Below are 14,370 nucleotides of genomic sequence, written 5' to 3'. Positions count from 1 at the left end.
TTTTTAGAATGTAACTCTAACACCTAAGTTGTATGTGCTAATATTTGGATAGCTTGCGCCTCTTCCATCTCCTAATTCGGGATCCCAAAAGTCCCATTTAGAGAATGTTAAAAGATTAGTTCCGCTTAGGAATATTCGAAGTTTTTTAAAAGAATTTATATTGTATTCCTCTCCGTTTAAAGTGTAGCCTATTTCCGCTTGTTTAAGTCTAATGTAATCTGCGGGTTTTATCCACCATGTGCTGGTGTAATAGTTAGTTGTTTCTGTTTGATTGGTAGATAATCTAGGATAAAAAGGACGTGGATTTGGATTGTTGGGAGTCCATCTGTTAAGTACATTAGAATACATGTTTCCATAACTTGATCCCTGAGAGAATGGGGTTGTTCCAAAACCTCCTGCGTAGTTAAAGTCTACTTGGGCTACACCTTGAAAGAATAAACTTGCGTCAAACCCTTTAAATCCTCCACCTAGTGAAATTCCATAAACTATTCTTGGTAAACTGCCATATCCAATAGCTGTTTGGTCGTTGCTATTAATTATTCCATCCCCGTTGAGGTCTTTATATCGAATATCACCTACTCGGACATCGCCAGATTGAATTGCTGCATTTTCTATTTCTTCTTCGCTTTCAAATAGTCCGGTAGCTATATAACCAAACCTTTGGCTTATTGGTTGTCCTGTTCTGTTTAGATATGGGTATCTCCACTCAGGACTTCCATCCTTCACCACTTCATTTTTGTTATAGTTGAAAGTTCCTCTAAGTTGGAAGAAGTTTTTTTCTGTCCAGGCTTTATTGTAATCTAACGTAATGTCAATTCCCTTGTTTTTAGTTTCCCCAACATTGTTAAAAGGTATGTTCCCAACTGTGAATCCTGATACATAAGGAATGGTGTAATCTCGTAAAAGTATATCCTCCCTTGTTTCTTTGAATAACTCAACTATAAGTTTCAAGTTGTCACGTAAGAAATTCATTTCAACTCCTAAATTGTGACGATATGAAGTTTCCCATCTCACATTACCACCAATTCTAGTTTCTCCAAAGCCGGTATAGGTTCTTTGGGAGCCTGGAGCTCCAAAAGTGTATTCTCCCGAATTTCCAATAGTGCTCAGATATAAGAATCTGTTGTTTGGATCCGTGATATTTGCATTTCCAGAATGGCCATAACTATATCTTACCTTAAAAAAAGATACTATGTCTTCAAGTGGTTTGAAAAATTCTTCTTGTGAAATCACCCATCCTGCTCCGAATGAGGGAAAGAAACCATATCTCTCACTAGGTACAAAATTGTCTGAACCTGAATATGAAAAGTTAGCTTCTGCAAAATATCTGCCTTGAAAACCATAATTGACGCGGCCAACAACATTACGCTGTCTATATGGTATAGCTGCCGTATAAGTTTCAACCCGGCTAGAAGCATCTCGATAATCAGATTGGTTAAAGAGTAACAATCCAGAAACATCATGTTTCCCAAATATTTTTTTATAGTTTAATGCGGATTCAATATAAAATCGTCTGTCTCCAAACCTGTTTAATTCAAAGCTTAGGTTTTCTGAACCGGTACTTGATATTTCTGTAATAAGATTTCCGTCATCATCTCTGCCTGTAGCCCAATAGGTAGGAAGTGTGCGGCTTCTTGTAAGGGCATTTAGTGAATTCACATCAAACGCAAACATTGCTGTGGCACTTAATCCATCAATTAGCTTGTCTAATCCTTGAGTTACCCTAAGGTTTGATCGTATTACATTATTAGTTTCATTAGTTACTCCCGATTGAGTTAGATACATATATGGGCTGGCCAATGTTCCTTGAAGTTGAGGCCATTGTCCATTACTGTATTGTGCAGGGATGATATGTGGTGCAGTTGAAGTGGCTAGATTAAAAATATTTGCTACCCCAGCTGATGGCCTGTTATAGTTTGTAATGTAGCCATTTACTCCAAAATCTAGTTTTGTTGATTCAGTTACATTTACATTTACATTGCTAGTAAAGTTGAAGCGATCTAATTTTAAATCTGAATTGAAAGATTCAACATTTCCAGTTTTGAATAGGCCTGTTTCTCCAAAATAACCTGCTGAAATATAGTAAGTTGATTTTTCGGATCCTCCACTAATGTTAATCGTTAATCGGTTGTTAGTTCCTAAATCGTGAAATAAAACGTCATACCAATTAACATTGGGATATAAGTCTGGATCTACACCTGTAGCGGATAGATTAATTCGTTCTTGGGAAAATGTCGGGTTCTGACCTCTCATGGTCAGCCCTTCATTGTACAGGGTCATAAAGGTAGGTCCATCTATAAATTTGGGTAGGGCAGTGAATTTAGTGACCGCAGAATTCATTTCAATATTGACAACCGGCTTGCCTGCTCTACCATTTTTAGTGGTAATTAATATAACACCATTGGCTCCTCGAGTACCATAAACGGCTGTTGCTGTTGCATCCTTAAGTACTGTAAAGCTTTCAACATCCTCAGGGTCAATATTATTTATGCTTCTATCAGGCACCCCGTCTACTACCAATAATGGTCCTTGAGGGCTTGATGCAAAAGTAGAAACACCTCGTATAAAGAGGTTAGCCCCATCAGCTCCAGGGCCACCACCTCTTTGGGTAGCCACTACACCGGCAAGTCGACCCGCAATTGCTGTTGTTAAGTCTCTAACGGGAGTTTTGAGTTCCGCAGGTTTGACAGTGGCTTGCGCTCCAACTACACTTTGCTTTTTCTGAGTACCGAAGGCTACTACAACTATCTCGTCAAGTTGTGAAGCATCTATTGCCAGAGAAATATCAATAATGTTTTTTCCATTAATAGGCACTTCAATTGTTTTGTAGCCAAGGTAGCTTATGACTAAAATGTCATTTGGATTGGCGGCGATACTGTAAATCCCATTGAAGTCAGTTGCAACTCCTTTTGAAGTTCCTTTAATAAGGACATTCGCACCAGGAATAAGTTCGCCAGTCTGCTCATCAGAAACAGTTCCTTTTACAGTGTGGGTTTGCCCAGCGGCAATTTGCTGAAAAAGAAAGAAACTGAAAATAATCAGTAGGTAATTTTTCATAAAAAAGTTTTTAATTAAACATTTGGTGTTGGTTATGTCTTTTTAGAATATATTTATGTTAAATAGTAAGAAATCGTAATAAAATATTCTTAAAAAGTTTAGCTAAAATAGGATTTTTTAATAAAGAACAAAATAAAATATAAAATTTGTTTATGAATTATTTCGTTTTGTATGATATTGTAGTAATATAAAATAAATTAAAAATAATTGAAAATCAATAAGTTGACTTAATTATGTTTAAAAATTCTGCAGAGGTGCTTTTTTTGTATAAAAAAACATTTCGAAATATTTTAATGTTTCGAAATATTTGCTTTTATTTGAATCTTAATAATAAGTTCGCTTTAATGTTAATTGTTGGAAGTGTGTGTTAGGGTAAAGCGTTTAAGGAGTGTGTTTAATAACAGTCGTGTAAGTTTTAACGTATATTTACATGGTAATGTAACTAATTATGAGTGCAAAAGGAGTATTGTATACTTATTCTGAAATCAATGGTCAACCTGCTTTGTGGAATAAGGTTTATGAATTGTTGGAAGAAAGGCAAAAGGAGGTTGAAAGTTTTTTAAAACCGATTTTGGACTTGCCTAATCTTAGGATTATTTTAACTGGTGCTGGATCCTCTGCATTTATTGGGGAGGCTTCTCAAGGAATAGTTCAAAAAAACACTGGGTGTTTGACACAAGCTATTGCTACAACGGATATAGTGACACATCCTGATTATTTTTTTAGAAAGGAACAGCCAACACTATTAGTTTCATTTGCACGTTCAGGTAATAGTCCTGAAAGTGTAGAAGCTGTAAAATTAGCTGATTTACATGTTGATTCTATTTACCACCTTGTAATTACATGTAATCATCAAGGAGAGCTTGCTGGATTTTGTGAGCAACGCAAGGGGACATCTTATTGTATTGTGTTACCTGAGGAGGCGCATGATAAAAGTTTGGCAATGACAGGAAGTTTTACTTCAATGTTGTTGACTTCACTTTTAGTTTCGGATATCTCTAATCTTAAAAAGTACCAAGAGATAGTGTTAGCAACGGCTACCGCAGCTTCAGAAATATTATTAAGACAAGATCTATTCGAGAATATTGCTAATTTACCATATGAAAGAGCGGTCTTTTTAGGTTCTGGTCCGATGTTGGGAATTGCTCGAGAGTGTCATTTAAAGGTTCAAGAACTTACTGATGGCCAATTAGTGTGTAAGCATGATTCATTCTTAGGTTTTCGTCATGGGCCAAGAGCTGTTGTCAATGAGCAAACTCTTGTAGTGTATTTGTTTTCTCAAGATGCCCATGTTTATAAGTATGAGAGTGATTTAGCTAAAAGTATTGCGGCTGATGTTCGGAATATATCAACCATTAGCCTAGGGGAATCCTCTTCTGAAAATTTTGGAAATAAGTTTACGTTGAATTATACAGAAGCTATTCCTGTAGACTTTGAGATTCTTCCGGCCACCTTAATCGGACAGCTGTTGGGATACTATAAAGCTTTGCAACTGGGTATAAATCCAGATAATCCTTCTGCGTCTGGTGCTATAAGTCGTGTTGTTCAGGGTGTTGTAATTTATGATAAATCTGAAACAATTGTAAGCTAATGTTAGTGGTATGTCCTAATCCATCTATAGATGCATATGCTTGGTTTGCCGATTTCAAAGTTGGTGAAGTTAATAGAATGACTAGAATTGATTCTTTCCCAGGAGGAAAAGGAACACATGTGGCATTAGCTTTAACAGTCTTAGGAAATGAGGTGTCTTTAATGGGGGCTTGGGCTGGGAATCAAGGTGAATGGATTAAAAAGGAATGTGCAGCTTATGGGGTTCAAACGCTTGGGCCAATAATAGAGGGAAATAATAGAAAGTGTTACACATTTCGTTCAGGTAATGAAATTGTACAAAATACAGAGTTGTTAGAGCCTGGACCGAATTGGGATGATGTTGCTTCAATTTCATTTGAACAAACCTATATAGAGGCATTGCAAAGGACTGAATGGGTATGTGTCTCTGGTTCTTTTCCATTGAATGCATCAGATTATGCGTATAGTTCTTTAGTGTCCTTGGCTGTAGAAAATGATAAAAAAATAGTGATTGATTGCTCTGGTAAGCAATTGGAAGGTTGTATAAATCTGCCATTTTTTGGTTTACATTTAAATGAGCACGAAGCACGCGCTTTGACTGGAGAAGCAACTTTAGAATCAATATTAAATAAAGTTCACCCTGATGTACAGTTAATTGCTCTCACCAAAGGGAAAGAAGGCTTATTGCTATATTATCAGGGACGAAAATTGCATGCGAAGCTTGTTATAGATAATGTTATAAGTACTGTTGGGAGTGGAGATTGTCTTACAGCTGGGATTATGTTTGCCCTGAGTGAAGGGATGGAGATAGAAGATATCGCACGTTACGGCGTAGCCTGCGGCGCGGCTAATTGTATGTATGAGCCTCTTGGAATGTTATTAAAAAAAGATGTAGAAGCTTTGCTTCCTAAAACAATCATAACTACTGTATCGTAAATGCAACACAACAAATTACTTGTAGTAGGTGAATTAAATGTTGATTTATTATTAAATCACATTGAGGGGTTTCCCAAGATAGCCACAGAGATTATTGCTCATGATATGAATCTTATCTTGGGAAGTTCTTCAGCAATTATGGCTGCGAATTGTGCTGCATTAGGGGCTTCCACAACATTTTGTGGCAAGGTTGGATCTGATTTTTTCGGTAGTTTTATTGTTGAAGAATTACAACAAAAAAGGGTAGACACAAGATATGTTACTGTATCAGAAACGCATCAGTCAGGGATTACGGTTATAATGAATTATGATCAAGAACGTGCCAATGTTACCTATTGCGGTGCGATGGAAACGCTTACTCAAGAGGACCTACCTTGGAACGAGATGTCCAATTTTACTCATATGCATCTTTCTAATTTTTTTATTCAGAAGGGGTTAAGAGAGGGTATAGATTCATTATTTAAAAGAGTAAAGAAGATGGGTTTGACAACCTCTCTTGATTTGCAGTGGGATCCTCAAAATAAATGGGATTTTGATTATGAGGCCTGTTTGCCATTTGTAGATGTGTTCATGCCTAATGAAGCTGAATTGTTGGCTTTGACCAAGGTTGAAAATTTAGAGGAGGCTATAGCAATAGTGACTCCATATACTAATACTTTGATAGTTAAGAGAGGTCAAAAGGGCAGTATAGGGGTTAATGGGAGTTATCGTTGTGAGAAGCCTGCATTTTTACATAATAATTATGTGGACTCCATAGGTGCTGGAGATTCATTTAATTCAGGATTTATTAAGAAGTTCATGGACGGCGCAACTCTAGAGGTTTGTATGGAATTTGGAAACCTTATGGGAGCGTTAAATACAACAGCCGCTGGAGGTACAGCTGCTTTTGTAGATTCGGAAAGAATAAAAGATAGTATACAAACCATTTTTGATATTGACCTAACGCAATACGATGAAATTAAAAGATAAATTACAAGATTTTACAACCCAAAAAAGAGGGTTGTTGGCCACTAATTATTACAATTTGGAAACCCTTCATGGAGTTTTGACGGCTGCTGCTGAAGTAAACGAGCCTTTAATATTACAACTTACTCAAAGTTCTATTGAGTATATGGGGTTAAACACTGCCGTTGCAATGGGTCGGGAAGGATTGAGACAATTTGGAGTTGAAGGTTGGATTCATTTAGACCATGGAGGGTCAGTAGATCTAGCACAGGCTTGTTTGGATGCGGGTTTTGACTCAGTGATGATAGATGGGAGTGAGCTTCCTTTTGATGAGAATGTTAAAATAACAGCCGAGGTTGTTAGACGTGCTCAAGCTTATGGAGCTCATGTTGAAGCGGAACTTGGATATGTTGCTAAATTGGGACAATCTCATGCCCAACAAGGATTTACCCAACCGGAAGAAGCTAAGCGTTTTGTCGAGTCTACAGGAGTTGATGCCTTGGCAGTTGCTATTGGTACAGCACATGGTTTCTATAAAGAAGAACCTAAATTAGATATTGATTTATTAGCGAGAATTCATGAGGTAACTTCTTCAACTTTGGTGCTACATGGTGGCTCAGGTGTTCCAGAAGGGCAACTAAAGTCGGCTATTAATAATGGTATATGTAAGGTGAATTTGGCAACTGAAATTAAAAATATTTTCATGAAGACTCTGCAATATGAATTAAGTAATAATCAGGAGATAGATTTACGTAAGGTCTTTCCAAAGGCAACTAAAGAAATTACCAATTTGGTAAAGGGTAAACTTGAAATTGTTAAAAACCGATAGAAATGATCATTCCTTTTATAGATGCTCATGTACACCTTAATACAACTTCTCATGCGAAAATGATGAAGGCTCTTGAATATGGTGTGTCATTTTTGTCTATTAATACTGATATTCCTTTTTTTCCTTCATTGAAGGAACAAGAAAGAGTTATACTGGAATTGCAAAAAAAATTCCCTAATCAAGTTCTTCATGTTACAAGTTTTCATAATAGTTTACCATGGGGTACTCCCCAGTGGAGAGAAGATGTACTTTCTCAAATAAAGAAGGGATTAGATAATGGTGCAGTAGGTGTCAAGATTTGGAAGAATATTGGAATGGATTTGCGCACTAGTACGGGGGACTTTATTATGGTAGATGATGATCATATGGATCCAATATATGATTTCATGGCTCAAAATAATGTGCTACTTATTGGCCACCAAGGTGAGCCTCGTAATTGTTGGCTTCCCCTTGATGAAATGACGGTAGATTCTGATAGAAATTATTTCGCATCTCATCCTGAATATCATATGTATTTACACTCTGCGTTTCCTTCTTATGAACGACAAATGCAAACACGAGATAGTATGCTAGAAAAGCATCCATCTTTACGTTACGTAGGGTTGCATTTATTTAGTATGGAATGGAGTATAGAGGAAGTAGCGTTAAGATTAGATAGGTACCCTAATACAATGACCGATTTAGCAGAACGTATTTGTCATTTGCAATTACAAGCTAAAGAAAATTGGAATGCGGTTAGAGACTTTTGTATTAAATATCAAGATCGGATTATTTATGGAACGGATGTTATTGACGATGGAAGTATGGAGGATCGGGCTCTAAACAACAGATTTGAAGAGCTTTGGAAGTTTCATTACCGCTTTTTTGCATCAAATGAGGAAATGATTGCCCCTGAATTTAAGGGGGTTTTTAAGGGGTTGCAATTACCCGAAGAAGTAATTACAAAAATTTTTAAAACTAATGCCGTAAAAACATACGGATTTAAAGTATAACAATAACACACTAAAACAAAACAATATGGAAAACAAACGTAGAGACTTTCTTAAGCTTTCCGGTTTAGCTTCCTTAGGATTAGTAGGCACTGGTCTTGTGGGCTTTAAGGAAAATAATTCACCAGAAACGCTAGATCCCGCGCAATATTTAAAACCTAATCGCACGCAACGATTTAATATGAGTGGTTATAGAGCACCCAAACTTGATAAAGTGCGTGTGGCCTTTGTAGGACTTGGAATGCGTGGTCCTGGAGCGGTACAACGTATGAGTCATATTGAAGGAGTTGAAATTAAAGCATTATGTGACTTACGTCCGGCGCAAGTGGATAAAGCATTAAAATTACTGGAAGGTACATCTCATAAACCGGTAACTTATTCAGGTAATGCGTTCTCCTGGAAGGCTATGTTTGACCGTAATGATATCGATTTAGTATACATTGCTACTCCTTGGGATTGGCATGTGCCAATGGCAGTTTACGGAATGGAAGCTGGAAAACATGTGGCTGTTGAGGTTCCAGCTGCAAAAACTATTGATGAATGTTGGGAGTTGGTAGAAACATCAGAGCGTACCAAGAAGCATTGTATGATGTTGGAAAACTGTTGCTATGATTTCTTTGAAATGCTAACATTAAATATGGCACGTCAAGGATTCTTTGGAGAGATTGTACATACAGAAGGAGCATATATTCATGATCTAGTAGACCTTAACTTCGATAAGAATGGATATGAAAGTATGTGGAGACTTAGGGAAAATATAAATCGTAACGGGAATTTATATCCTACACACGGTTTAGGTCCAGTTTGCCAAATTATGAATATTAACAGGGGAGATCAGATGGATTATTTGACATCGCTTTCTAGTAATGATTTTATGATGCGTGCTAAAGCGGCAGAATTGGCTCAGACTGATAATTCATTTGCTGAGTTCGCTAATGCTGAATTTAGAGGGCAGATGAACACCACTTTGGTTAAAACCAAAAACGGTAAGAGTATCATGATTCAACATGATGTCACTTCTCCACGTCCGTATTCCCGTATACACATGGTAAGTGGGACCAAAGCATTTGCACAGAAATGGCCTCGTCAAGGTATATCGACTGGTCATAGCTGGTTTAAGGATGATCAAATGAAGGAAATTGAAAAGAAGTATACTCCTGAAATTATCACTAAAATCGGAGAATTAGCCAAACGTATGGGCGGTCATGGGGGAATGGACTTTATGATGGAGTGGAGACTAATTGATTGCTTGCGTAATGGATTACCATTAGACCAGGATGTGTATGATGCTGCTCTTTGGAGTGCTATTACGCCGTTGTCTGAAATTTCGGTAAATAATCGTTCACAATCAGTGGATATACCTGATTTTACTGCTGGAGCATGGAAAACTAATGCTCCGGTGGATATTTCACTTCAAGGAGCTGGAAACACAAAAGTTCGCGAGAAGAAAAAATAGTAATGGTTTTTATTTGTTATTAGCTTTCTTAGGCCACCCAATGGGTGGCTTTTTTTGAAGGAAAATAGTAACTTATCGAAACTTTCTTATTGAAAAGATCTTTCATTTTTATATATTTACTTTTCATTTGAAAACGAAAACAGTACATGAAAAAAACAGCAGAACGTAGATCCAAGATTCTGCAGGTGTTGGATGAGCAAGGTCAGGTAAATGTTAGTAATCTTAGTGAGATGCTCGGTGTTAGTGAAGTAACCATCCGAAATGATCTTGATAAACTTGAAAAAAACAAATTACTAATCAGGGCACATGGAGGGGCATTTAAAACAAGTAATATTGCCCTTACGGTTACTGAAAAAAAGAAAATAAATTTAGATGTTAAGCGTAAAATAGGTGCAAAGGCAGCTTCCTTTATTGAGGAAAATGACTCAATAATATTGGATTCGGGAACAACAACCTTCGAAATTTCTAATAATCTTGGGAGATTTGAAAAACTTACTGTGATAAGTAATGCACTTGATATCGTAAATAACCTAGTTAAATATGAACACCTAGAGGTTTTTATGCCTGGAGGTTACTTGAAGGAGTTCTCTATGTCATTGGTTGGCCCAATGGCCGAGCGTAACTTTCGACAGGTACAATGTAGGAAGTTGTTTTTAGGAGTGGATGGTATTAAGCCTGATGTTGGCGTATATACGCATTATATGGAAGAGGCGTATTTGAATCAGATAATGATTGATAGTGCAGATGAAGTTATTGTAGTGGCTGATTCTTCTAAATTTAAACGTAGCGGATTGGCTTATATTTGTGGATTGGAAAGAGTTCATAAGGTGATTACTGATTCAGCAATAGAAGAAGATAGTATTCGAATGCTTCAGAAAAATAACATAGAAGTAGTGATTGTGGACTAGGAATACTTTGATTGTATATCAAAAATCGAAATATTTGATTTTATTTGGATTTTTCCTTTATTTTTTTATACTATAGATAGTTAATGTCTAATAAAATGAATTGAGCCTTTGATTTTGTTAATGCTCAATTTCTTGTAAAAAAATGAAGAAATGAAGTTGATTACAATTAAAAGAATTACCAAACAGGAGAAACGTTACACTGAGGAAATGGGAATGTTAAATGCCCGTGTAACTTATATAAAGCAAACCTTCTTGAATATTCCAATAAGAACTCTTCATTCATATAGGGAAACCTATTATGGGGAGGTTAAGGATTGTTGCGAATGCGTATTATCTCGATAGCCTTTGTGGAAAGACAATTTAATAAAGACCGGTTTTTAAACCGGTCTTTATAGTTACGAAGAATAATTATTCCCAAATAGCTGAAGCAACTTCTGCCTCTTTGTGTATTTTCTTAACGAGTCCTTGAAGAACTTTTCCTGGTCCAACTTCAGTGAAATGAGTGGCTCCATCTTTTACCATATTTTCTACACTTTGAGTCCACTTTACGGGTGCAGTAAGTTGAACGATAAGATTTTCTTTGATAGTCGCAGCATCTTTAACAGCAGTAGTGGGAACATTTTGATAGATAGCGCATGAAGGCTGGCTGAAAACTGTATTTTCGATTGCTGCAGCGAGTTCTTCTCTAGCTGGTTCCATTAAAGGAGAGTGAAATGCTCCTCCTACAGGTAGGACTAATGCGCGTTTTGCTCCAGCTGCTTTTAGTGCTTCACAAGCAGCGTTTACTGCCTCTATATCTCCTGAAATTACTAATTGGCCAGGGCAGTTGTAATTGGCAGGTACTACAACTCCAGAAATATCAGTACAAATTTTCTCCACAATAGAATCTTCTAATCCTAATACTGCTGCCATGGTACTTGGTATTATTTCACATGCTTTTTGCATAGCTAAGGCTCTCTTAGACACTAGTGTAAGTCCGTCTTCAAATTGTAGTGTGCCATTTGCTACTAAAGCAGAAAATTCACCAAGTGAGTGTCCTGCAACCATATCAGGCTTGAATTGATTACCTAGGACTTTACTTAGTATTACGGAATGAAGAAAAATAGCCGGTTGTGTGACCCTTGTTTGTTTAAGATCGTCATCAGTACCTTGAAACATAATATCTGTAATAGAAAATCCTAAGATGCTATTTGCAGTTTCAAAAAGATCTTTGGCAAGGGGGGATTTTTCGTATAAATCCATTCCCATTCCAACATATTGGGCACCTTGCCCTGGGAAAATGTATGCGTTCATTTGTTGCGATTTTAGAAGGGTCAAAAATACGAAAACTTATAGATAAGAAATTCTTATTGTTTTCTTACATAGGTTTCATAGGAAAATGCATATTGATGTCGTTCATCTTGAGGATGATATAGGCGTTCCTTTAATTCCCACAATTCTTTGTCAATTTCCGGAAAAAAGGTATCTGCATCGAAGGAATTGTGTACTCTTGTTAGTTCAATGCATTGAGCATATGACATTCCAATTTCATAAATTTCTCCTCCACCTATAATGTATGGTGTAGGATCATTCTTAGCTAGTTTTAAGGCTTCTTCCATACTATTAACCACTATACATCCTTGGGGGTGGTAATTTTGTTGTCGTGTGATAACAATGTGTATACGATTAGGAAGAGGTTTTGGGAAACTTTCAAATGTTTTCCTTCCCATAATTATATAATGTCCAGAAGTGAGTTCTTTGAATCTTTTGAAATCATCAGGTAGGTGCCAGACTAAATCGTTGTTTTTGCCAAGTGCATTGTTTTCAGCTGCAGCTGCAATTATTGTAATCATATGTTGTTTTTTTTAGGAAGGCTTTTATTACTTTCTTCAATTGGTATTGAGTCGGCAATTTCTTTTTCCATTTCTGCGATTTTTTTACGTTGTTTAGCGACTAATTTATCACGTTGAGTTCGCTCCCATTCCTTTCCCATAAACCTATTTGTGACAAATACATTAACTAGGTGAATAAAAAACAAAAAGGACCAAAAGGTGATAGCCCAAACAAACCAATTGTAGGTTACACCATACTTTAGTACCTTATTAATTATAACTAAGAAGATACTTCCAATTACAAAAATTACGAAGTGATTGTACAATTTCTTTTTTTGACGAATTCGACGTTGTGCATTTTCAAATAGCTCGTGATCTTCTGTCGTAATTTTTGAAGAGTTCTGTTTTTTGCTAAACATAGTTTTATACCTTTAGTCTTTCAAAATTAAAGGAATTTGGTGAGATGAAGAATTTTCGAAATGATTTTCCGTTAACGGCACAATATACCTACCTTAATACTGCAGGAACTGGATTAATGGGAGAACCTCTAATGGATTGGAGACAAGAACATGATCTTGATTATTTAATAGGTGGCAGTATGTATAGGGAGAAACAACACAGTTTTATCAATGAAGTGCGAAAAACTGTGGGTGTTTTTGTTAATGCTCCAGCTTCCAATATTGCTTTGGTTCCAAATTTTACAATTGGGTGGAATATGGTTCTAGATGGGCTTAGCTCTGATGATAGCTTTTTGATGATTTCGGGCGACTATCCATCGATTCTATGGCCTGTCGAGAAAAGGGGGTTTCAATGTAGTTATATAGAAATGACTTCCGAAATGGAGGATCAAATTGCGATATCTTTTCAAAATAATAAACCTTCAGTATTTGTTTTTAGTATAGTTCAGTATTCAAATGGATTGAAGATTAATTTGGATTTTATAAAGAAGTTAAAAGCAAAGAATCCAAATGTACTTTTTGTAGCAGATGGTACTCAATTCATTGGGACCGCTCCATTTGATTTTTCGGATGCAGGTATTGATATAGTTATAAGTAGTGCTTATAAGTGGTTGCTAGGTGGATATGGATGTGCATTCATGGCCTTTTCCGAATTCAGTAAATCAAAACTAATCCCTAAAACTATAGGATTTAACAGCAATAAATATAATCCTGATACTTCGCTACTTCCGTTTACAGGATATTTTGAACCTGGTCATCATGACATGTTGGCTTTTGGTAGTATGGCATTTTCTATGAAATATTTAATGAGGATTGGGCTTGATAAAATATATGAATATGTTTATTCTATTAGTAAAAGGGCCTTTGAAGTACTCTTAGAAATGGATCTATTGGATGATTCAATAATTGAAAGAGGGATTCCATCTCATATATTGAGGATCAAAGGTGACCAGAAATTATTTGAATATCTAAAAGGTAAAAATATAGTAGTAACTCATAGAAGTAATGCAATACGGGTAAGTGTACATTTCTATAATACTGAAAAGGAGATAAATCAATTACTTGACGCCTTACGAAAGTATTTTAAATAGTCAATGAGGTATTTCGCTGCAATATTTCCTTAAAATTTGCTAAAGGTTGCGATTTAATTTATAGTTGAAATTCAATAATAACATTTCTAAATTTTGAATGAATTCCCTTAGAAGTCTTACTGTGAAATCAATCATTACATAGATAACATCTCCTATGGGATTTGGATCTATTATTACAAAAGCAAATTAAGGGTACAGTTGGAAAATAGTATTGGTGAAGATTTAGTTGTTATGAAGTCATTGAGTGCAAATACTTTTATGCTGTGTACAACATTCCGTTCCTATGAGTCCCGATTATTTAGATGGCGATATACGCTTAGG

General features: G+C 36.2%; 13 protein-coding genes. 9 read left to right on the top strand and 4 right to left on the bottom strand.

The genetic code is table 11. The features are described from left to right. Positions 1-3: 3 nt before the first annotated feature. Positions 4-3,057 (bottom strand): SusC/RagA family TonB-linked outer membrane protein, encoded by a 3,054-nt coding sequence (locus PT603_RS09550; protein WP_008237064.1) that lies wholly within the window; start codon positions 3,055-3,057, stop codon positions 4-6. A 448-nt stretch (positions 3,058-3,505) separates the two neighbouring features. On the opposite strand from PT603_RS09550, the gene PT603_RS09545 reads away from it, so the two are divergent. From PT603_RS09545 to PT603_RS09510, 8 genes are all read left to right on the top strand, one after another. Further along, positions 3,506-4,648, top strand: coding sequence for an SIS domain-containing protein (locus PT603_RS09545; RefSeq protein WP_008237065.1), 1,143 nt, complete (start codon positions 3,506-3,508; stop codon positions 4,646-4,648). Continuing rightward, positions 4,648-5,562: a 1-phosphofructokinase family hexose kinase gene (locus PT603_RS09540; RefSeq protein ID WP_008237066.1), complete on the top strand. Its 915-nt coding sequence runs from the start codon at positions 4,648-4,650 to the stop codon at positions 5,560-5,562. Before PT603_RS09545 ends, PT603_RS09540 begins: the two co-directional genes overlap by 1 nt. Next, the gene (locus tag PT603_RS09535; protein WP_008237067.1) at positions 5,563-6,531 is read left to right on the top strand and encodes a carbohydrate kinase family protein; all 969 of its coding nucleotides are present in this window, start codon (positions 5,563-5,565) and stop codon (positions 6,529-6,531) included. Next, positions 6,515-7,336, top strand: a complete 822-nt coding sequence (locus PT603_RS09530; protein ID WP_008237069.1) for a class II fructose-bisphosphate aldolase — start codon at positions 6,515-6,517, stop codon at positions 7,334-7,336. Before PT603_RS09535 ends, PT603_RS09530 begins: the two co-directional genes overlap by 17 nt. Positions 7,337-7,338: 2 nt before the next feature. Then, positions 7,339-8,328 (top strand): amidohydrolase family protein, encoded by a 990-nt coding sequence (locus PT603_RS09525; protein ID WP_008237074.1) that lies wholly within the window; start codon positions 7,339-7,341, stop codon positions 8,326-8,328. Between the two features lie 25 nt (positions 8,329-8,353). After that, positions 8,354-9,781, top strand: coding sequence for a Gfo/Idh/MocA family protein (locus PT603_RS09520; protein WP_008237075.1), 1,428 nt, complete (start codon positions 8,354-8,356; stop codon positions 9,779-9,781). A gap of 146 nt (positions 9,782-9,927) precedes the next feature. Then, positions 9,928-10,689 (top strand): transcriptional repressor AgaR, encoded by a 762-nt coding sequence (gene agaR, locus PT603_RS09515; RefSeq protein ID WP_008237076.1) that lies wholly within the window; start codon positions 9,928-9,930, stop codon positions 10,687-10,689. A 150-nt stretch (positions 10,690-10,839) separates the two neighbouring features. Then, positions 10,840-11,031 (top strand): hypothetical protein, encoded by a 192-nt coding sequence (locus tag PT603_RS09510; protein WP_008237077.1) that lies wholly within the window; start codon positions 10,840-10,842, stop codon positions 11,029-11,031. Positions 11,032-11,097: 66 nt separating this feature from the next. Here PT603_RS09510 and fabD read toward each other — a convergent pair whose 3' ends face one another. The 3 genes from fabD to PT603_RS09495 are packed head-to-tail and all read right to left on the bottom strand — an operon-like array spanning position 11,098 to position 12,919. After that, complete coding sequence (gene fabD / locus PT603_RS09505) at positions 11,098-11,982, bottom strand: ACP S-malonyltransferase (RefSeq protein ID WP_008237078.1); 885 nt, start codon at positions 11,980-11,982, stop codon at positions 11,098-11,100. Between the two features lie 53 nt (positions 11,983-12,035). Then, positions 12,036-12,521: a dihydrofolate reductase gene (locus PT603_RS09500; RefSeq protein WP_008237079.1), complete on the bottom strand. Its 486-nt coding sequence runs from the start codon at positions 12,519-12,521 to the stop codon at positions 12,036-12,038. After that, complete coding sequence (locus tag PT603_RS09495) at positions 12,518-12,919, bottom strand: 2TM domain-containing protein (RefSeq protein WP_008237080.1); 402 nt, start codon at positions 12,917-12,919, stop codon at positions 12,518-12,520. Before PT603_RS09495 ends, PT603_RS09500 begins: the two co-directional genes overlap by 4 nt. Before the next feature lie 44 nt (positions 12,920-12,963). Here PT603_RS09495 and PT603_RS09490 point away from each other — a divergent pair, with 44 nt between their 5' ends. Beyond that, a complete protein-coding gene (locus PT603_RS09490; RefSeq protein ID WP_008237081.1) occupies positions 12,964-14,049 on the top strand; it encodes an aminotransferase class V-fold PLP-dependent enzyme in 1,086 nt (361 codons plus the stop codon). Positions 14,050-14,370: the final 321 nt, after the last annotated feature.

Origin of the sequence: Imtechella halotolerans (assembly GCF_028743515.2) — a bacterium.
In the GTDB taxonomy this organism is placed as follows: domain Bacteria; phylum Bacteroidota; class Bacteroidia; order Flavobacteriales; family Flavobacteriaceae; genus Imtechella; species Imtechella halotolerans.
This window is presented reverse-complemented; position numbering and strand designations above follow the sequence as displayed.

What these genes read in the sequence shown, in the direction of transcription:
- PT603_RS09525 (WP_008237074.1), top strand. Translation starts at nt 7,339, where the DNA reads ATGATCATTCCTTTTATAGATGCTCATGTACACCTTAATACAACTTCT.
- PT603_RS09510 (WP_008237077.1), top strand. Translation starts at nt 10,840, where the DNA reads ATGAAGTTGATTACAATTAAAAGAATTACCAAACAGGAGAAACGTTAC.
- PT603_RS09530 (WP_008237069.1), top strand. Translation starts at nt 6,515, where the DNA reads ATGAAATTAAAAGATAAATTACAAGATTTTACAACCCAAAAAAGAGGG.
- PT603_RS09545 (WP_008237065.1), top strand. Translation starts at nt 3,506, where the DNA reads ATGAGTGCAAAAGGAGTATTGTATACTTATTCTGAAATCAATGGTCAA.
- PT603_RS09490 (WP_008237081.1), top strand. Translation starts at nt 12,964, where the DNA reads ATGAAGAATTTTCGAAATGATTTTCCGTTAACGGCACAATATACCTAC.
- PT603_RS09550 (WP_008237064.1), bottom strand. Translation starts at nt 3,057, where the DNA reads ATGAAAAATTACCTACTGATTATTTTCAGTTTCTTTCTTTTTCAGCAA.
- PT603_RS09495 (WP_008237080.1), bottom strand. Translation starts at nt 12,919, where the DNA reads ATGTTTAGCAAAAAACAGAACTCTTCAAAAATTACGACAGAAGATCAC.
- PT603_RS09520 (WP_008237075.1), top strand. Translation starts at nt 8,354, where the DNA reads ATGGAAAACAAACGTAGAGACTTTCTTAAGCTTTCCGGTTTAGCTTCC.
- PT603_RS09500 (WP_008237079.1), bottom strand. Translation starts at nt 12,521, where the DNA reads ATGATTACAATAATTGCAGCTGCAGCTGAAAACAATGCACTTGGCAAA.
- fabD (WP_008237078.1), bottom strand. Translation starts at nt 11,982, where the DNA reads ATGAACGCATACATTTTCCCAGGGCAAGGTGCCCAATATGTTGGAATG.
- PT603_RS09540 (WP_008237066.1), top strand. Translation starts at nt 4,648, where the DNA reads ATGTTAGTGGTATGTCCTAATCCATCTATAGATGCATATGCTTGGTTT.
- PT603_RS09535 (WP_008237067.1), top strand. Translation starts at nt 5,563, where the DNA reads ATGCAACACAACAAATTACTTGTAGTAGGTGAATTAAATGTTGATTTA.
- agaR (WP_008237076.1), top strand. Translation starts at nt 9,928, where the DNA reads ATGAAAAAAACAGCAGAACGTAGATCCAAGATTCTGCAGGTGTTGGAT.